Annotated in this window: 3 protein-coding genes; all 3 read left to right on the top strand. The window is 43.4% G+C overall.

Annotated elements, in window-relative coordinates; genetic code table 11:
• The first annotated feature begins 23 nt into the window (after positions 1–23).
• The 3 genes from LBN07_04360 to LBN07_04350 all read left to right on the top strand — a co-directional run bounded on the left by LBN07_04360 (position 24) and on the right by LBN07_04350 (position 21,857).
• Positions 24–16,535 (top strand): hypothetical protein, encoded by a 16,512-nt coding sequence (locus LBN07_04360; protein MDR0850681.1) that lies wholly within the window; start codon positions 24–26, stop codon positions 16,533–16,535.
• Between the two features lie 126 nt (positions 16,536–16,661).
• On the top strand, positions 16,662–17,693 hold the full coding sequence (locus LBN07_04355; GenBank protein ID MDR0850680.1) for a radical SAM protein: 1,032 nt from the start codon (positions 16,662–16,664) through the stop codon (positions 17,691–17,693).
• Positions 17,694–18,098: 405 nt separating this feature from the next.
• Positions 18,099–21,857 (top strand): DNA-directed RNA polymerase subunit beta, encoded by a 3,759-nt coding sequence (locus tag LBN07_04350; protein MDR0850679.1) that lies wholly within the window; start codon positions 18,099–18,101, stop codon positions 21,855–21,857.
• The last annotated feature ends 233 nt before the right edge of the window (positions 21,858–22,090 follow it).

Genomic DNA, 22,090 nt, shown 5'->3' with positions numbered 1-22,090 from the left:
CGGGTTATTTGGGAGAAGAGCATATGAAAAAACTCCTCACTATTTTGGTGGTAATGCTTGTTGGTGTATCGGGGCTGCTGCTTTATGGCTGCGGCGACAAATACGCCAATTTGTCTATTGAAGTAAGGTCGGTTGCTGAGCTGAACTCTGAGGGCGTGCTGGTTATGTATGTGGGCGACGAGCCGCAAGAAGTGAATATTACCGTTAAAAATGCACCGGGAGGATTTAATTTTGTGCCTCTCATCAGCATGACCAACCCAATAGTCAGCGTTGAAGAGGACACCCGCATAAGCGGCAATGTTGTAACAAAAAAGATAGTGGCTCTTGAGCCCGGAAAAACAATTGTAAGTTTTATTACAAGCGAGGGTGACAAGCGCGCGAGCCTTAACATAAGAGTAATTAAGCGGGCGGAGAGTATTTCGTTTAAGAATCAAAGTAATGTGGCTGCCATTGAAAATGGGTTAGGCTCAATCATAAAGCTTGGAATTGATAATCTTACTATTATGCCGCAAAACAGCAATCAGCGCGATATTTCTTTCACAATACCTACGCCTGTCAGCGGCGTGAGTCTGAACGCTGACGGAACACTGGAGATAACAGGCTCTGTCAGTGCGAGCTTTGTTGATGTTAAGGCTACTGTTATGGAAAACGGCAATCCTGTTATGAATGGAACCAACGAAGTATCTGCTATAGGACGCATTGACATTGTGAGAGCCATGAATTCAAAGCTTTTTATCGCTGGCTCAACCGATAAGCTGATAAGTGAGGGCAGTGCGTCCGGAGATATTATGCTTGTCAAGAATATGCAGACACTCAACACTATACGTGTTAAGCTTGATATTGAAACTCACGGACAGGCCGTAACGGTAAATTATCCCACCTCATCAACCGAGCCGGTTGACGTAAATTTGATTAGTGTGACTGATTATAACAGCGGCGCAAACAGAGTTTATGTGTTTGATATTTCGGCAATCAGATATTCCGGCAGCTATCTTTTGAACTTTAAGGTTGAGCTGAGCAACTATGTGGGCAGGTTTAAAAATTATGGAACAGCGGTAAATGTGACATGCGACAGCCTTATCCGCGACTTTTCTGTTAATAATGTAATTAAGACTCAAGAGCCACAATATTTTCATGACATAGATGTTTATATCGGCGACAACAACGGCACAACTTTCAGGCTCAAGGTTGCTGACCCTGCTGATATTCCCACTGCCAACAATAGGTTCTTTATGGAGCTGTATAAGTATAACGGCAGCATCTATGAGCTGGTGCCCAATCCCACCGATATGTTTGATTTCTGGATGAGAAATACTCAGCTTAGTCATCAGAACGGAATTTTGGGTGTGAGCAACGGTACGGGAGTGGACGCAATAAGCAGCAGCAGCGGGGCGGACCTCAGAGTGAGGGTAAAGCATCCGAGCATTACAATTACAGACAACTATATGATAAAGATTGTGGCTGAGAGGCCTGCCGCTGAAGAGAAGTATCAGGACCTGATTGATTATTATAACAACAAATACAGCGACAGCATGAGTGTTGGACAACTGAGAGCTTATACTCAAGTAAAACTTAATATGTTTAAGGGCATAACTTCAATCGATGGCTTTGAATATACTTCACCCGACTCCATAGGAGACGGGACATGGTCGTGGCAGACAGGAATGGGGACGGGAGCACTAAACAGTGCAGGAATTAATGTCAACATGGATCTTGTGGGTCAGCACGAAATAGAAATTTTTGTGGGGCCCTATGACGCCAGAAACAGAACAATTCAGGCGTATAGCAGTGTAGCTAATATTGTGGATGTTGAGGTAGACTATAGCGGAACAAATGCTGTTTTGATTCTGCACCCATATAATGTAGGCAGTGCGATTATTTATGTGTCAAGCACCACAATGCTTGCAAGCGAGTATAAAACAATAGCAATAAATGTGTTTAAGCCGATTGACAATGTGTTTGTCGGGCTTTCGGGTTATGACACAAGTAATGTAGGAAATGTTGTTTATCAAAACATTGGCGGGCAAAATACGCTTGAAGAAGTAACAATTAAGGTCAACAAGACCGTAAGGCTTGAGTATTATACAGATCCTGCCAAGGCTGAGATTAAGAATATTCAGTATGAGGTGTATAAGTATACTAAGTTTGCAAATGACAGTATTAATCCTGCAAGCGGAGTGCTGCTTAGTTTGGGTTCAGACGGTAAGTATTCTTTTAAGGAAACTGTTCAGAACATACCAAATGTTACAGTATTTGAGTTTGACCCGGCAACACGAGGATTTTATATCACACCTTCAACATGGTCAGTAGATGCCACGCCTTATGTATATAAAGTTTTGGTTACATTCTTTGACTATGCAAACAATCCAACCGTTCAGGAATTTTTCATAAGAGGTTATGTTCCGATTGAGAGGATAAACATAACCGCAACGACTAACATAATCTATAACCCCGAATTTTTGGGGTATGAGGACATAACACTTGGCAAGCACTCAACAGTGCTTGAGTTAACAGTACTTCCGAGCAACGCTACCTTTAAGTTTGACCCAAGCGGCTTTGATGCATTTGTTGTTCACGAGGGCGGAAGCTCCGCGAACTCAAGCATGCTCAGTTGGACTGACCTCGGGCTTAACAGGTTTGAGTTCAGTGTAAATATGGGGTATACTATCAGCAGCGACCGTATGGCGTATATCGTGGCCAAGGTTGAAGAGTTTGGCGTGCCAAGATACGGGAACATCGGTATACTTGTTAAGAACCCTATAGTAGTTACGGGTATTGCTGCCGAAAATGTAATTGACAGTGAAATTATATTCAAGATGGGGATATCTTCGCCGTTTACGCTGGATATTACAGTTTTGCCGCTTGATGCATTTAACCGCGGCGTTGAGCTTTTGCAGTTTGTCAACACCGGCACCATACAAAACCCTGTTTGGGTGAGGGTGGACGAAAATATTAACCCTGGCAGTCGTGTATTTGCAGTAAGCGGTCTTACTATTACTCCGATTAAGGCAGGACAGGCAAGGCTGGTGGTTGTGCCCAAAGACAAAATAAAGAACGCCAATTTTGACTATGATTGGAATAAAGTTCTGGATATCTTTGTTGATGTTACCGACGGCAGCATTGACCACCCCTATTATGTGAGCAGCCTTCAGGAGCTTAAGGATATAGGACTTTCAAGTGACACCATGAATAAATATTATGTGCTGACAAGAGACATTGCTTTCGGTGCGCTGGAACCCATTGGTCTGAGCATAAATACAGCATTCACAGGCGGACTTAGCGGAAAATATACCCGCACCCGCGGTGAGCAGTATTACACCAATTATAATTCAATTAAATCTATAGTATTTTCTACTGTGACCTCAAATGTTGAATATCTGGGGCTGTTCTATCGTCTTGAAGACAGCGGTATTCCTCAGACGGTCACCAATGAACAATCGTCCTTCTATGAATATAGCGGCACGGGCTCTTCAGAGAGGGGTGTGGTCTATGATTTGACAATAGGATACCAGCACATTCAGGCGACTTTCAACGGAACACAGCTTGTTTTTGGAGGCACGGCTGCAATAAATGAAAGCGGAACTCTCAGAAACGTTGTGGTTGAGTATCCGGCCGAAGGCGCAACAGGCTTTGCCGTAAACTTTATTACAACTGCGGGCACGCCGTTTACGTTTGGCGGACTTGTTGGTGAAAACCGCGGAGTGGTAACACTTGACGATCAGACTAAGGTGGGAGTAGTCGGAAAGATTACTGCACAGACGGGAGACCCAATAAACTATATCGGAGGTGTTGCAGGTCTTAACGCGGGCAATATCATCGGTGTATATTCTGATGTTGATGAAAGTAATATTCAGATTAACTTTGGAAACGCAGGGTATACTTCAAACTTAAATATTGTGGCGACAGCTACCGGAGGATTGTCGGCTTTAAACATGGGCCTTGGAGGCATTGCGGGCAAAAACACGGGGCTGCTTAATGGTGTGGCTTCAAATGGTAAAATAACTTCAAATTTCAACTTTGTGGGCGGCGTAGCCGGTCAGAGTATAAATGACGGTATAACTATTACGGATACAGAAATCTTTGGTGTGCCCACTGCAATGGATAACGTAATTAAAAACAGCTTTAGTTCGAGCATAATTTCTGGTGACTACTATGTGGGCGGTCTTGTAGGAAATGCAAATTCCACCTATATTTATGGCAGCAGTGCCGAAAACTATAAAAGCTTTGGACGAACTAATGCAAATCGTGCTTTTGTGACAGGAAACAATTATGTGGGAGGTCTTGCGGGCAGAGCAGAAAGTGCCGACATATCATACAGCTATGTTGTATCATATTTTGACGACAATGCGTCGTTTGACATTTTGAATAATGCTGCGGGTTATGCAGGCGGATTTGCAGGTGAAATGCAGGGTGGAACCTTCAGCCATGTTGCTGTGTTTGCAAACGTAAGCGGAAGTACCCGAGGCGGCTTTGTGGGCAGTCACTTAGGCGGCACTGCCGTAAATTACCTTATGGTTAAAGCTTATGGACCCACTCAGCTTACGGGTAGCGGAGCCCTGAGCCCGACATATGGCTATCATGAACTAAACGGCGGCGCGGTTGTAACATATACTTATGCAGATATCAATGCTGTTGAAGCGGATACTGCAAATTGGGGCATAAATGCTTTGGTTAATGACGGACTTCCGTATCTTAAGAGCAGAAGCGGAATTTTGCCGCTGTTTGCAACCAATCCGCTGAGCGTTGATGCGATTGTTTGGGGTATGCTTGGCGCAAACAACGGAATATTCACTAAAACTGATACTCGTTCACTGATATTGTTTTTTTCAGCATCAACCGAGATTAGTGAAAAACAGCTTAACCGTGAAAACAACATTGACGTTGGCAGCTTTGCCGATGTCAGCGTTGTTCCTTTGACTATAAGAAGCAGCAGGGTAGAAGTAACAAGCAGTAACTCGGCTGTAATATCGGTTAATCAGAACGGAACGCTGCAGCTAAACGGTGTGGGAGATATTGTGCTGACGATTTCGTCACGTCTTAACGCATCTTTCAGCGTGCAGCTTGAGATAAGCGTCAAACACGGTATCAACGGCTTTGCGCTTTATAAGAATGCCAACAGAACAGAGGCTGACAAGCTCAGCAGTGACAGCTCTTTGCAGGTAAAAACGCTGAGTATGCTCACCAATACTACTCAGACGCTTTATAGCGACACTGAATTTAAGAAGAACATAGAAGGCACAATCTATAACCTTGTCAGCACCAAAGAGGTGGGTGTAAGATATTATGTGTATACTGATGATGATGTGTTGCTTGAAACCGGTACACAAAACGGAGGAATAGGGATTGCCGATATATTCAGAATCAATAATCTTCCGTGGCAGGTTGATACTGAAATTAGTTCGGGAAAAAATTACTGGTACGTTGACTTAAGCTTTAGCAGCACCAGCACAATATATGCTTTGCATAAGACCGAAGCAGTTTTAGACACTGCTATCAACGGTATTCGGGTATATGCTAAGCCGTATATCACTCAAAACATAAGCGGCGGAAACAAAACTGTCTTGATTGACCTCAGTGCTGAGTTTGAACTTAATATTTATAACGGTGCCACCGCCATAAGGTTTGGCGCCAGTATATCATCTGTCACCATGACCCAGCTTGACACTTATATTCTGGCAGTGACGATGGATACCGATGCCGATGAGGATGAATTTACTGATGCGGTTGCTGTTTTGACTGGTCAAGCCAGCAATGTTACATTCAGCGATTTAAAGATTGAGAGATCTGCGGTTGAGGAAATAAGGGATGGCAGCTTGCAGCTTATAGGAAAGAAAAGAATTTATACTATAACTTTTGTAAATAAGACAACACTGATAGAAATGAACCGTTATTATGTGCTTGATTTTGCAAGCAGTATTAATCCTGAGGTAAAGATAAGTCTTAACCTGGCTGTTAAGCCTCAGCCGATTATAAGCGCTGATATGAGCTTGTATACTGAAATGCATGATAAAGAAACCCAAACAGCAAAGACTTATATTGAAGAGGACGGAAAGGCCTCAATTGTATATAACGAAGTGCCTGCAATTATGAAGCTGGATGTTTATCCCAACTTTAGTTTTTATGACAGTTTCACCATAACATATACAAGTGATGCCGGCAGCAATGCTATGACTATTGCGCAGATGGCTTATGACAAGCTGTCCAATACATTCTCGCCGCATTCTGACTACAGTTCTGTTGCAATTCAAAATGGGCTTAAAATAAGCAAACAATCGGGAGCGGACAGCCCAATAAGCCCGCTTCCCGGACTGTATTCATACAGCAAGATATATTACTTCAGTCTGCTTGTGGCAAACACCAAACAGGTTCCGGATTTTAGCAACTTTAATGTGAGAGTAACATTCTATAAAGACGGAGTTATTGTTGACCCAAGAGATGTGACATATAGCTTTGTTAATATTTCTGAGCCGATTGTGACGCTGGATATTGCAAACAGAGCTCTTAACAGGAATGTTCCGGTTGGCACCAAACAAGAGATGACAGTAAATATCAGAAACTTTGACGGTGTGCCTGAGTTCAGCATAGAAAAGATATTCTGGGAAGGCAATGAGTTTGATATTATTAACCTTTCAACGCTCAATCCTCAGGTTCTTGCTTTGATTATGCCCAAATATGAGGACGGGAAGTATTACATTACTATTCCTGCAGGCACTGTGACGTCAGACGGCAAATCTTTGGCAGGGACTACAATAAGGTATAAGGCCGTTGCAACAAAGGAACAAAACCTGAAAAGGGAACAAATTTTGGATGTTTATGTGACCGAATATACTATTACAGGCATAAAGATTTCAAACACTGAGACGGTTGCTGACAGACAAAAACTTAACCTTGTTATTCGTGAAAGAACAAAGCTTAATATTGAGGTTGGCGTTGTTGCAAGCGACACAAACATGATATGTGCCAACGGCAAGACTGTTGAAGCAAACATACAAGACCTGACTGATGCAATCAACAAAGCGGGGGCTGGCGATCCTGCTGCCGGCGGCAGTGTAAATGACGGAGTATGGTGGTATTATGACAACACCGGCGCAATACAGCCGCTTTATGACAACCACACAGGTGAGCTTTATAATGGTGTGTTTAATTTTATGCCGTCAGCTGACAACAACAGTAAGTCTGTTTATGGTGAGAAGGTTGAAATTCCGACTACAATCGAACTGAATGTAAAGCTTAACTACAACGGCGGCAGACCGGCATTTGTAAAGGCAAATCAGCCTCTTAACAGCGGCATAAGGTCAAGAGAGCTGAGCTTTGAGTTTGTGCTTGAGTTTGGCTATCAGACACAGCTACGAAACGCTATACCTATTAATAATGCCGAAGAGCTGTATACTATGGAAGCGGGTAAGGACTACAGGCTTATTAATGATATCTATCTTCCGGCTCACACACCGATAAACACCGAGGTGGCCAGCCTTGACGGAAACGGAAAAACTATTTATATAACAGGCTTTGCTATGGGTCCCGATACACCGGGCGACCTTGCTTTGGGGTTGTTTGGAATTGTTCCGGCAAATACGCTTTTGATGAATTTAAATGTGCAGTATTGCAGCGGCGTTGTAAACCCGAGAGGGGTGACGAGTTATTATAGTTTGGACGATAACAGCCCTGCCACAGTAGAAGATTATGAAAACGATATTTCGCGCAACAGCTATTATAGAGTTACAACCTATCAGCCGATTAACACTTCGCTTGACCTGACATTTAATGCTCTTACCGGCGGCAGATTTGGCGGAATTGCAGCGAGAAATCAGGGTATTATTACCAACGCCGAGGTGTGCGGTAAGGTCAGGATATTTACTCCTGCCGGCACCAACATTCTCACCAGCGGCGGTCTTGTTGCGGTCAACGACGGATATATCACAAACAGCAAGGTTAAAAACTTTGATATAGTGGCAAACGGCGGTAGCTTGGGTGGCGTTGTGGGTATCAATAATGCAAGAATAAGCTCAACTTATTCTGATGGTATAAGGCTTGAAAACAATTCGCAGAGCGGATTTACGGCCGGCTTTGTATATCAAAACACCGCTACAGGTGTTATTAACAAGAGCTTTGCTCAGGGTAGTAGGCTTAGTGAAGACAACGGTATAAGAAACTCCGGCGGAGGAATTCAGTCGGCTATAAGCAACAGCGGATTTGTATATCTTAACAGCGGCACGATCAACGACAGTTATGCGAATATTATTTTGAGCCACAACTCAAGTCTTGCCGGATTTGTGTTTAACAACCAAAACGGCGGTGTAATTAATAACTGTTATTCTACGCCTACTGCGGCTCTTAACACCGCAGGTCCGGGTCAAGCCAATGACGCATCGGCCTTTACGGGTGTCAGCGGCGGAACAGTCCTTAATCAGGGTACAATAACAAACTGTTTCTATCTTGACCCCGGAACGGAATTTACCAGCTTTGTGAATGAGCGGGCCGTTAAGCTTGGCACTTCGGAATTTTCGGCTATGAGCAGTTTCCCGGGCTTTAATATAGCGCAAAACATGGATGGCGACACGGGTTACGGCTATACAGAGGGTTATACATGGTATATGACTGCAGGCAAGCCGCAGCTGGTGTTTATGCTCAGTCCTACAACAAGCGAATGGATTTATAAAAACCGCGAACCCAAACCCAGCCAGGAAAAAATATGGGACAGCGGTATTAGTGTGAGTAATGCTACTACTGCCGGTATATATAGCGCCAGCGCGGGCCCTGTTTCAGACTTTGTAGAGGTTCAGTATAGATTTGAGCGGGCACAAAGGGTAGTGAAAAACCCGGACGGGTCTCCGGTTCTGGACATCAATAATATTCCTGTGCTGGAAAATATTCCGGCAAATGGTAGCGGCTTTGTTGCGCTTAAAATTGTAAGCGCAAGCTATGGAACCGGAATTAATCAGACAAAAAATATTAATATTGACCTTGATATAAACAATAATTATGACATTTATATTTGGGTGGACCCTAGCAGTGCTACTCCTGCAACTGCGGTTAGACTTATTCAGTATAATGTTCCTGAGTATGTTGAATATCACTACATTGAAAAAACAGGTACGCCGAAATACGGCGATAAAGAAAACCCGAGAGTTGTTTATAATGTTGAAAGCTATAACTATGAGTTTAATAAGGTTATGAACAGCAGCGGAACGCGTCAATACGTGAGATTTATTGCTGACACAGACTTTAACATGGCTCCAAAATCCGCTGTAACGGCGCTGGCGCAGAATGGCGTGCAAAATACTGTTATTGAAGGCAACAACATGTGGATCAGCAACATTGTGCTTACATACACATCACAAACGGTGACAAACAAAGCCTTCGGACTTTTCTCTGAATTTAATAATGTTTTAGCAAGTGACCTTAATCTTAGCATCATAGAAATTAAGAGTTCCTCACACTATTTTGTGGGGGGCTTGGTAGGGTTTGCCAGCGGTAAAACCTATATAAACAATGTGAGAGTTGAAACCTACACGGGTGGCAACTCAGGCAGTAATGTGCTTACTCCATATCTGGTGCTGGGGCGTAACCTTGTGGGCGGTGTTGTGGGTTATGCGGTTGACAATTTTAGGATAGAAAACATAAATGCCGCAATCAATGTAAGTTCAACCTATATTTTGGGCGGAACAAACTCCAAGTATGTTTATGAGCCTCTCACTTATAACGGCAGTGGCAAAATCATCAGCAAGACCATTGAGGTGTCATATGCCGGAGCAGTGGTGGGTGTTTTGGATACCAATGCCATAAATGTTGGCGGCGACGGCTTCGGAACGGTTGCTAATGCCAGAAATATCACTGTGTCGGGTCAGACCAGAGTGGCAGGGCGTACGGCCGGCGGTGTATTTGGGCTTGTTGGAAGCGCTACGTATATTCGCGACATAAATTATGTTCTTGAAACGGGCTCTGTTCAGTATGTTCACGCAAACAACTATGGCGGCGGGCTTGTGGGCGAAAACAGAGGTAAGATGACTAATTCTTCGATAAGATATCCTGACAATGTTCAGATGCAGATAGATAGTGCTGTGGCTCAAACCAACCCTGTGGGCGGAACTACCGGCAACAGACAATTCTTTGCAAACGGTTCGGTTTCTGTGACTGCCATCGGCGGACTTGTAGGGTTTAATAACGACGGAATTATTTTGGACTGTGCCTCAAGCCTGGATGTGCGCAACAGCTTTGCTTCTGTTGCGGGCGGTGCTGTAGGCCGTATGATGAGCGGACAAATTGAGCGTGTTACAACCTCGGGTTCGGTGCTTGCAGGCGCTGTAATCGGCGGACTTGTAGGCAACATTGTGTCGTATTATCGTGCGGTAATTGATACAATAGGTGTGTTTGATCAGTCACAAGCCTCACAATTTAGAATTTTGACAAATATTAATAAGCTTTCGCCAATAATACGCGATTGTGTTGTTGCCACAAATTTCTTAAACGGGGACTTTAATACACTCAGACTTTCATATGATGTGGCGAGAGTTACGGGCGGCTTGTTTGGAACAATTACAACACTAGGGCTTGACGCAGGTGCCGGCAGTGCTGAGGACGACGTTGTAAAGACAGATGAAATAACAGGCAACTACTATGTAAATTCACTTTATAATGTAATTGCGCCGTCTGCGTCGTCGGCTGCAGACAGAATAGTATATTTGGGATATCAAAGCTCATATCTTGATGTGCCAAGCATGGGGCAGGCCACGGGCGACGCTGCCAGAACTTATCCCAATCAGATGATTGTGCCAAGCGAGTGGACAACAATAGAGGGTTATGACACAGGTACGGGCACATATGTTAATATTGTAGGAGCAAATAACATAGGGCGCAGTCACTTTGAACTGCGAAGAGGAAATGAAACGGTTTATTCGGAGGCTACGGGGACATATACCGACAGAAGAGATACTAACTCTGACACTATATACGACGAATTTGATTATGGGTTTGTTAAACAGTTTATGACAAACGGCGATGACATAAACACTGAAAACGCCAGGCTTGCCGCCAACAGCTATAAGGATTTGATGGACAGTTTGTTTGAAAACGGTCAGGCTACAGACAATCCGGGTAATTCGGTGGCAGTAAGTCATTGGACCAGTAGTGTTGTTGAAGTCAGAACCGGCGGCGGAACCGGTGCCGTCATAAGATATGACGTAAGTATTACGCTGCAAACAGATAAGCAGCTTGCCGGCAACACTATTAAGAGTTTGTCCACCAGCTTTAAGATGGGTACGAGAAACGGTATACTAATAGCCGCTCCGTATGAATTTGGCGCTTATAACAACTTTGCAGCTAATATCTGGAATAAGTCGCAAATGTTATATTATGTCGGCACTACTTCATTTATGGTGCTGCCAAAGGTTATTCCAAATTCTCAGATTTCGGTCTGGACGGAATTTACTGCTGTACCTACGATTAATGCAGGTGTATATGAAATCAAAACGGCCGAGCAGCTTGCATGGGTAGCACAGCAGGTAAACAGCGGAGCAAACAGCTTTAGCGGAATTACTATCAAATTGATGAACAGCATAGATTTGTCGGGCAGATATTGGGTGCCTATCGGAAAGGACAGCGCTCATGCCTTTAAGGGAGTGTTTGACGGAAACGGATATTCTGTTCAGTATGCTACGGTTGACAACAATAGCTTGTCGGTTGCGGGCATGCCCAGCACTGAGACTATGCCTATTGCGGGTGTATTCGGGTTTGTAACCAACAGCGGTGTTGATGCCGGTATAGTTGTGCCCAACAGCGGAATTATTAAGAATTTGACCGTTCAGGGCGGAATTATAAGGGGTTATATTGCAGGCGGTGTTGTAGGATATGCCAGCTATAGTGTTGAAGTAATAAACTGTGAAAACCGTTCAACGGTTGTGGGTGTATTTGCTGCGGGCGGTGTTGTAGGGTATTCACCGGACCGAACAACAAACAGCTCGGCAATAAATAGCGTAAGAAACTACGGTGAGGTGAGGCTTGACAACCAAAGTCTTGGCTCGGGTGACTTTAACAATGCTGTGATATATAATAAGCTTGCCGGCGTATTGCCTGCGGATTTGACTGATGAGTTTATATCGGTGCAGGAATATAGAGTGCCCAATGAGCCTACTAATGCCAACGACTATTATATTGGCGTAGTAAAGCTTTATGCGGGCGGACTTGCCGGAAAAATTGCTTCGATTGACAGCGCACAAGAGCCCGGTAAGGGTGCCAGCAGAAATTGGGGCAGAGTGGCGGTCTTAGACACCCTGACCAACTATATATTCAGCGTGCCAAACATAAACGGCACAGAGAATATCAATCACATAAGAGCAAGCCTTTACGTTGGAGGTCTTGCAGGATTTGCAGAGGGGATGAGTAGTAATTATGGAGATTATCGTATTAATTATGGTTCCGTTAGTGTTGCTAGCAATGCGCATATTTTAAGTGTAGGCGGAATCTTTGGAGAGCTGGAGGGAAGTTCGGCCACAATGTCTCAAAACCTTGGCAGTGTTACGGTGGCTTATCAAAATGCTCAGGTTACACCAAATGACGGGCTGCCCGGCTCATATACGCTTTCTTATCAAACGAATTGGGTGAGTGACTTTGCTGTGGGCGGAATTGCGGGCCGATTGTTTGATGCTGCGATTAGTTTGTCAGGCAATTTCTCAAAGATTGATGTAAGCGATGTGTTTAGCAACTATGCAATCGGCGGGGTGGGCGGTGTTGTAGGCAAAATGTATCCCGGAAGCACTATCAGTACTTTGTTTAACACCAACACGGTCGGAGCCAGAGCTGCTACGCAGGCTACAACTATGGGAGTGGGCGGTGTTGTTGGCTTGGTTATGGGCGGAGATATTGGTCTTGGCGGCAGACAGCCATACAGCTCAGACCCTGCCCTGATAGAAAACAGTTATAACACCGGAAAGGTATCTTCTGACAACAAAGCGGTAGTATTTATGGGCGGTGTCACGGGTTCGGTTATTTATGAAATAACAAAATCCATTAACAGAGATGCAATCTTATATAATATAGGAGACGAGACCAAAGATTTTGAGAGTGCGTTGGGAAGTGCGGGTAACTTTGCATACGGAAAGGATGTTGATCTTAGTGAGCAGCCCGAGCATTTTATACTGCAGCTTAGAAACACCTATAACGCGGGCGAGGTGAGTGTTGACGCTCAGGCTGCTCGAAATATACTTGGTGGGCTTGTGGGCTATGACAGTAATATAGAATATATTCAAGCGGAGGTCAGTCCGGGTATATATGAGCCTACCAACTTTTATCTGACCAGTTCGTATGGGGATGCCGGAGCTTATAGGATAATGAATCCGGGTGGTAGTAGTGTGATAAGAGAAATAGTAGACCCGTTATTTGCAGATGCAAAAACCTCGGAAGGGCTGAAGCTGACAGTAATTAAGAATGAATTGTTTGAGGATAACGGCTCCGGAAATAACATCTGGGGCAAAAAGGTTCCGACTTGGTATCCAACCTTAATAAGCAATGATACTGAGCTCTATCATCAGGATTACCGCGAAGCGTTTGTGGCGTATGAAGCCAATGTGTATTATATCTATAATGCAGAGCAGCTGGCACAACTCAGTTATATGGTAAACACAGGCAGGATTGATACTGCCGGGCTGACGTTCAAGCTTATGAGCAATATTGATTTGTCAAACAAATACTTTGCGCCGATAGGAACGCAGAGCAACCCGTTTAAGGGGACCTTTGACGGAAATAAATATCAAATAAGCAGTTTGACGGTTGACGGAGAAAAATCTGACATTACCGGAGCAATAACTCAGGATGGACACAGATACGGAGCCTTGTTCGGGTTTGTAAGGGGTGCCGATATTAAAAATGTATCGCTTTTAGGACCCACTATATTTAATGTTGAATATGCAGCGGGTATTGTGTTTGAAGCGGTAAACAGCACCATACAGTTTGTGTATACCGAACAGTATAAGCCTGATTATGTAGGACAGCGATGGGGAGAAATTGTTGCCGGTGCGGTATATACTTCACCCAACGCAAAGACCGGCTTGGTGGCTGCAGGTATTGTTGGAAGAGCAATAAACAGCACGGTTGAAAACAGTTATAACAATGTTCCTGTCACCATATCTGAGCCGACTAATGTAGGTTATTATGATGTGTTTAATGGTGCTTTGCAGAGGCAGGCTGTTGCCGGAGGTGTTGTGGGCGTGCTTGAGAGAAACAGCGCTGACCCAAGTGTTACAGCTGCACTTAGAAATACTTATAACAGCGTAAGCGGAAAAGTAACCAATGCCTTTCTTAACAACATTGGTGTGACTGATACAGACTTTACAGTTAATGCGGTTGATATTATGGCAGTTATAGGGCAGATAAGATATGACACAGTCAATAACCCGACAGACAATCCGACAAACACTCTAAGTAAAATTATTATACAAAACAACTATAATGTGGCGGACTTTGCTGATAATACGGGTGTAATTCCGGCACTGCTTAAGGTTATTGATGCTGTGCAAAGCGGAATGGTTATGGTTTATATCCATAACAATCCAACTGCTCTGCTTGAGGCAAACTTCTATGATGTAATAGACGGTCTGTCAGACGATTTTGGCTTTAACTTTGTTGACATTTGGAGCGGAGAATATAGCTTGAATGAAGTGAGCCGGTTCCCGTCACTGCGCGGTCTTGGTGAACATTGGGTGAACACCGAAAGCGAACCCATGGAACTGAAGAACAGGCTGGGACAGGTTAGGTCAGAAGCAAGTATCAGCGAAAATGTATTTAACGTGTATGAGATAAGTTCGGCCGAAGAGCTGGCGTGGGTGGCAAGCGGCATTAATAACGGAACGCTGAGCTCATCAGGATTTGTGTTTAAGCTGACAACAAGCATTGACCTTGCGGGGCGTTACTTTACTCCTATAGGAACGTTGGGTTATCCGTTTAGAGGTGAATTTGACTTTAACGGCAATACGATAAACAATATGATAATAGACTCCTCAGAAATGGTTTATGGCGGACTGTTCGGATATGTTTTGGGTAATTCCCGAAACGGTAACGACGGCATTGCAAAAACCGAAATTAAAAACGGCAGGCTGGAAAATGCTTTTGTAAAGCTTAACAACAACAGTGCTGAGCGGGCGATTTATGCGGGAGCATTGGTGGCCAGAGGCGTGAACGTAACAATCAGAAATATTGACATCACCACCAACATCTATGCTATTACCGGCGGCACTACAGAGGTTTATGCAGGAGGCATGGCCGGTTCACTCAGATATGACTATAACCAGATTATTAACGGAGTGACAGTCACAGGACGCAGCGAAGGGCTGAGGCTTGATACGATTACAGAGGGTAGGCTCAGTGAATACGGCACAGCAGATTATAATAAAGACGGCACAGTTGACTATGACAATATAGGACTTGCGGCTGTAAGCACCGGCGGAGGTGCTTATGCGGGCGGGCTTGTGGGCTGGATTATAAGAAATTATCCGGATTCAAGTGCGTTTAAGAGCAATGAAATTGTTGCGGGCATCAGAAACATTGAGACCGACATAAATATTTTGGGCATGAACCAGAACCTGCTGTCTAACGTAAGCTTTGATATGTATGCCGGCGGTGTTGTAGGATATTCTACAGCTCAGGTGATAAGTAATGTGAAAGCTTTGGGTAGCATAAAAACCTTTGCCAATATCATTGACGAAGAATATGCCGGCGGTATTATTGGATATATGGTTAACACCTTGCTTAACAATGCATATAAAGACGGCGGGTATATTGAAGGAAGCTTGTCGCTTTCAAATATTAACTCATCGTATATCGGCGGAATTGTGGCCTGTGCACGGGACAGCATTATGGGCTTTACGGTAAACACTGCACGAACCGGCGTCGACAGCGATTCAGTTACGCTAAGCAAGAGATCAAGCGGCGGAATATTCGGTTATGCATGGGCAGACCCATCGAGAGGCAATACTCTTGAAACTGCTAGGTATGACAAAGACAATAACGGGATAAAGGAAACCGATGTTTCGCATGTATATTGGAAGGATAGCATCGATCTGACAACCTTCCAGAAGGGCTTTGGATATTGTCTTGGTGTTACCGCTGACACAATCGGCGAAAACAGCATACACATTTATGCTACAAATTCATTTGCGCAATATGACCTTGAAACTGTTTGGGGATTTGATCCGGCTGAGTGGCAGGTGGTTGACACTCAAACACTTAGCCTTAGCATAAACAGAAGTATAAGCATAAACAATTTTGCAGGTGTGAGTATATTTGTGGGTGACCCTTATGGCATTTCGGTTTTGCCGTATAGTGCAGGCGGAGTAATCTTGCAAGGGCAGTATATATACTTTGTACTTACTTCTGAGATGGCCGGCAATATCGGGGACTTATATCTTAACGGCGTACAGGTAAATAGCATTAATATTATAAACGTAACCGTGAGCGGCAGCAGTCTGTCGCTTGGCGGAAGCGGGAGTGCATTAATGATAGAAGTTACGGGATATTATGATTATGAGATTGTATATCGCGGATAAAAGGCGGGGCAATAGCCCTGCTTTTTTATATTGCAATAAAAAACAGTCTGCATGCCATTAAGAGAAAAGGGAGGGTTTTAATTTCTTGTATTGACACTTGATATATTGAGTGGTAAAATATAAATTATGAAAAAAGAATTGTTTCATGTTCATCAGCTAAGGTTGGAGGTTACGCGAAGGTGTAATCTGACTTGTTTGCATTGCTGTTTGGGGGAGCCGCAAAATCAGGATATTAAAGACGAAGTGGTAGACCAAGTTTTTAATAAAGTTAAATTTGTGGATGAGCTTGTGTTTGGCGGCGGTGAGAGCAGTCTTGCTGTAGATAAGTTAAAGTATATACTAAAGTCAATAAAAGAAAATAATGTATTTATCGGTGGATTGCAGGTTACAACCAACGCTGTAAGTAATACTAAAGAGTTTATTGAAGTCATAAAGGATTATGAAGACTATATTGTAACTCTGATGGATTTAAAGAGAGAAGATTATGTAGGCAGTGGCAACATAATAAATGTTAATAATAATCGTGTGTATAATTTAGAACAAAAAATGTGGATAGACAAAGATAAAAAGTTTCCGCCGATAGCTCTTGCCATAAGTGAAGATAAGTATCATAATGAAAGTGTGGACCGGATGTATGGCATGGAAAATGATAAAAGAGAAGAAAACTTCAGACTATTGTTGGAGGATTTTGCCGTATTAGATGTAAGCAATTATGCAAAATATGAAGAAAATGTTCAGGTTTTGATTAACAGCGGCAGAGCAAAAGATTTGACTAATGTTTATAAGATAGAGCCTGTAAAAGAGGGGTTGGTTTTGGCCTTAGAGGAAAGGGATGGTTTTGATGTTTATAAAGTAGCACCGTTGCTGACTATTACGTGTGACGGGCTTGTTACTAATGTGGGCTGCAACAGTTATGAGGCGGGCGACAAAATGGCCAGCGGAAATATTTTGGAGGAAGACTTTTTAAATTTATTGTTTAAGTTAAACCCCGCACTTATAATAAGAAAAGAAGAATTTAACGGCAAAAGCGATGAAATATCAGAAAAAATTATGAGTATAGACGGAAGAGAAATGATAAGGGCAGCTCGGTTTAATTATAGTATTAATCCGACTAATAGTATAGAGGTAGAAAGTGAGAAAATACATAGAAGTTTTTAAAAAGAAATCTAAAGGGTGTCTTTTTAGCTGAGTGCTGTCATTGCGAGGAGAGCAGTGACAAAGCAATCTCACAGTCTAATTCTTTCAGCCTTTTTAATGAAAGGGTATATAAAATTTCAAAAAAATGTAGGTTTTTGAAAAATAATTAAAAAACCTGTTGACACCGTAATTTACTTGTGATATAGTATTTATTATCGTTAAGCTGGTAAGTTGCCGCATTCTGCGTCTTTAGAAATAAAAAGATAACTAATTTGTTAGTTTCCACTCTTTTTTATGCTCTTTAATGCAGAGTTTGAGGTAATTTTGGTCCTGTTGTTTTAAGGGGTCCACATTTCTGTGAAACTTGTGAAACCCGCTAAGCCAGAGGGACCGACAAAAAGTGAATAAAATTTAAGGAGCCTTTTTATGGTTAAAACCGGAATAAAGAAAGTGAAATGCGGAAAAGTAGAAAGATTTAGTTTTTCTAAAATTAATGAACCTATTGAAATGCCGTATCTACTTGATATTCAAAAATCTGCTTATAAATACTTTTTAGAAACAGGTATTGCAGAAGTCTTGGAAGAGTTTTCTCCTATAACCGATTATAGCGGAAAGGCTGAGATTTATTTTGTAAACTATACTTTGGACCCGAGCAGCAAGTATAGCAGGGAGGAGTGTAAACGAAAGGGAACAACCTATTCGGTGGCGCTTAAATCCCGTGTTAGACTTGTCAGGAAAGAAGACGGGGAAGTTATAGAACAGGATGTGTTCTTGGGCGATGTTCCGCTTATGACAGAAGAGGGCTCTTTTATTTTTAACGGAATTGAGAGGGTTGTGGTAAGTCAAATTGTGCGTTCGCCCTCTGTTTATTTTGACGAGGAGCAGGACAAAACCGGAAAATGGCTTCATCACGGAACTATTATTCCCACTCGCGGCACATGGGTTGAAGTGGAGCAGAACGCAAGCGATATTGTTAAAATTGTGGTTGACCGCAGCAGTAAGGTTACGCTTGGCATATTCCTTAAGTGTTTTGGGTTTAGTTCAGCGCAAATTATTGATCTGTTTGGAAGAAACCCATTGGTTTTAAACACACTTGACAAAGAAACCCAGCAGACTCAGGAGGAAGCGCTTATTGAGCTTAGCAAAAAGATGAGACCGAGCGAAATTCCGAGTGCTGAAGCTACTCACAACTATATAAATCAGTTGTTTTTTACTCCGCAATATTATAACTTGGCAAGGGTGGGAAGATATAAGCTTAACAAAAAGCTGGGGCTGGCTAACCGTATCACGGGTCAGACAGCGTTTGAAGATATTACTATTGGCAAGATAATGGTTGTAGCAGGTGAAACAATCGGCCGCGAGGTTGCTGAGAAAATTCAGGACAGCGGCGTGAACGTTGTAACTGTAAGAGCAAAAACATATAAAGGCGCTTTTAAGGTTGACTCTAAAGGCGGTTTTGTGCCGCACAAAATTGTGGGAAACAGCAGAGTCAGACTTTCTTCACAAATCGCTTGTGATGAAAAGGAACTCGGAATTCTGGAGATGGTGCATTATCCAACTCTTATGCAGCTCTTTAAAGAAAACAAAACCAAAGAAGAACGTCTTGCTGCAATAAAAGAAAACGCAAAGAAACTCAATGGCTATCAATTGACTATGGACGATATTATTGCCACAATAAGCTATCACCTTGATTTAAATGAGGGCATCGGCGGTATTGATAATGTTGACCACCTTGCCAATCGAAGAGTGGCTTCGGTGGGTGAGCTGATGACAGGTGCTTTCAGGTCGGGCATAAATAAGCTTGCCGGCGTAATAAGAGAAACACTTCAGGCACAGGATTTGACGACCGTTAATCCTTCGTCTATTATAAACGCAAGACCTGTAAACAAAGCGCTTAAAGACTTTTTGGCGAGCTCTCAGCTCAGTCAGCTTATGGATCAGGTTAACCCAATAAGTGAGCTTACTCAAAAACGTAAGATTTCGGCAGTTGGACCGGGTGGAGTTAAAAAAGAGCGTGCTACAGCGGATGTGCGTGATATTCATTATTCTCACTATGGCCGAATTTGTGCCATTGAAACCCCTGAAGGTCAGGGTATCGGTCTTATTAACTCGCTTGCAACCTTCAGCAAGATAAACGAATACGGCTTTTTGCTGTCTCCTTATAAGCCTGTTGACAAAAAGAAAGGTGTTGTGAGCGACAAGGTAGTGTATCTCATGGCCGACGAAGAAGAAAACTGTTGTATTGCTCAGGCGATTGAACCGCTTGACGAGAGCGGAAAGTTTAAGAACGCCAGAGTTGTATGCCGCAAAAAAGATACCGTTGTTGAGGTGGCTCCGGCTGACGTAGATTATGTGGATGTAAGTCCGCGTCAATTTATATCCGCCGCTACCTGTCTTATACCATTTTTAGCCAATGACGACACGGCGCGTGCACTTATGGGTTCAAACATGCAGAGGCAGGCAGTGCCGCTTATCAAGACCGAAACTCCTCTTGTAGGAACAGGCATCGAACATAAGATTGCTGTTGACAGCGGAGCAATGATACTTTGCAAAGCTTCGGGGTTTGTTAGTTATGTTTCATCAACCGAAATAAAAGTTAAGACGGATGAGGGCAAGATTGACACATATTGCCTCACCAAATTCACCAAGACCAATCAGGACACCTGCATTAACCAAAAACCCAATGTGCTCAAGAACCAGAGGGTGGAAGCGGGCGATGTGCTGGCTGACGGGTTCTCAACCAAAAACGGAGAGTTGGCTCTTGGAAAAAATATGCTGATAGCATATATGAATTGGGAAGGCTATAACTATGAGGATGCTATCCTTATAAGTGAGAGGATAGTTAAAGAAGATATATTTACTTCAATTACGCTGAAAGTAGAGGACATTAAAGCTAGGTCTACCAAGCTGGGGGACGAAGAAATCACAAGAGATATTCCAAACCTCAGCGAAGATGCTCTTAAAAACCTTGATGAAGACGGAATTGTGCGCATCGGCGCTGAAGTTCGAGCTGGCGACATACTTGTCGGAAAGGTTACACCCAAGGGTGAGACTGAGCTTACGCCTGAGGAAAGACTGCTGCGAGCAATCTTTGGCGAAAAAGCAAGAGAAGTTCGCGATACATCACTCAGAGTTCAGCACGGACGCGGCGGCGTGGTTGTAGACGTTCAAATATTTACGCGAAAGAATAAAGATGAGCTTGAACCCGGCGTCAATATGATGGTTAAAGTTTATGTTGCCCAAAAGCGTAAGCTTTCAGTGGGTGATAAAATGGCAGGACGCCACGGAAACAAGGGTGTTGTAAGCCGTATTCTCCCTGAATCTGACATGCCTTTTATGGCAAACGGTCAGCCTGTTGACATTGTGCTTAACCCTCTGGGTATCCCCAGCCGTATGAACGTGGGGCAGGTGCTTGAGGTGTTGCTCGGAAAGGTAGCCAGAGCTCTTGATTGGAAAGTGGCAGTTCCGGTGTTTGACAGTGCAAATGAGAATGATATTCAAAAACTTTTAATTGACAGCAAAAGCGAGCTCATAAAGACTTATGGCGACAGCGGACTTGAAATAGACGGCGACGGAAAGATGATGCTTTATGACGGAAGAACCGGCGAGGCGTTTGAAAACCGCGTTACTGTGGGCGTTATGTATATGATAAAGCTTGACCACATGGTTGACAGCAAGATGCACGCCCGAAGCACAGGGCCATATTCACTTGTAACTCAGCAGCCGCTTGGCGGAAAGGCCATGTTTGGAGGCCAGCGATTTGGTGAAATGGAAATCTGGGCACTTGAAGCGTATGGTGTGTCAAAGCTTCTGCAAGAAATTTTGACGGTTAAGTCCGACGACGTAATCGGCAGAAACAAAACCTATGAAGCGATTGTAAAGGGCTATACCATAGCCGAACCCGGAATTCCAGAAGCGTTTAAGGTGCTGGTGAAAGAGTTCCAGAGTCTTGGGCTTGATATAAGAATTTTGAACGCCGAAAAGCAGGAAATTGAGCTTAATGAGCTCAGCGGTGAGGACCTTGAAACTCCGCTTATCAATAAACCTAAAGATGAAGTTACTGACGTTGATCTCGGACTTGGCATTAACACAGAGGAAGCTGACATTGTTCCTGCTGAAAGTGTTGAAGAAAGTATATTTGACAATTCAGATGATAATAGCTTGTTTGACGATTTTGACGAGTAACCGGCACAGTCATCACCATATGTGGCCTGCGTGTGTCAAAGTTGGCTAAGTTGTCTATTTCATTATACACGCCTTTCGTCGATTTGCCACCTGCTGACTGCCTAAGTTGCACATGCACTGTTTACTGAAATATCTCGGCACAGTGGTTCAGTTATTTATACCTGCTAGTCACCTATTATGTGCCTATACCGTTTACAGGCTTTAATACAGTTTACAACTACAAAACAAATCCC

The sequence above is a fragment of the Christensenellaceae bacterium genome (assembly GCA_031260975.1).
In the GTDB taxonomy this organism is placed as follows: domain Bacteria; phylum Bacillota; class Clostridia; order Christensenellales; family UBA1242; genus JAISKJ01.
The sequence above is the reverse complement of the archived record's forward strand: the minus strand, read 5'-3'. Positions and strand labels throughout refer to the sequence as shown.

Excerpts from the sequence above, each read along its gene's own strand:
- LBN07_04360 (MDR0850681.1), top strand. The coding sequence starts at position 24 with ATGAAAAAACTCCTCACTATTTTGGTGGTAATGCTTGTTGGTGTATCG.
- LBN07_04355 (MDR0850680.1), top strand. The coding sequence starts at position 16,662 with ATGAAAAAAGAATTGTTTCATGTTCATCAGCTAAGGTTGGAGGTTACG.
- LBN07_04350 (MDR0850679.1), top strand. The coding sequence starts at position 18,099 with ATGGTTAAAACCGGAATAAAGAAAGTGAAATGCGGAAAAGTAGAAAGA.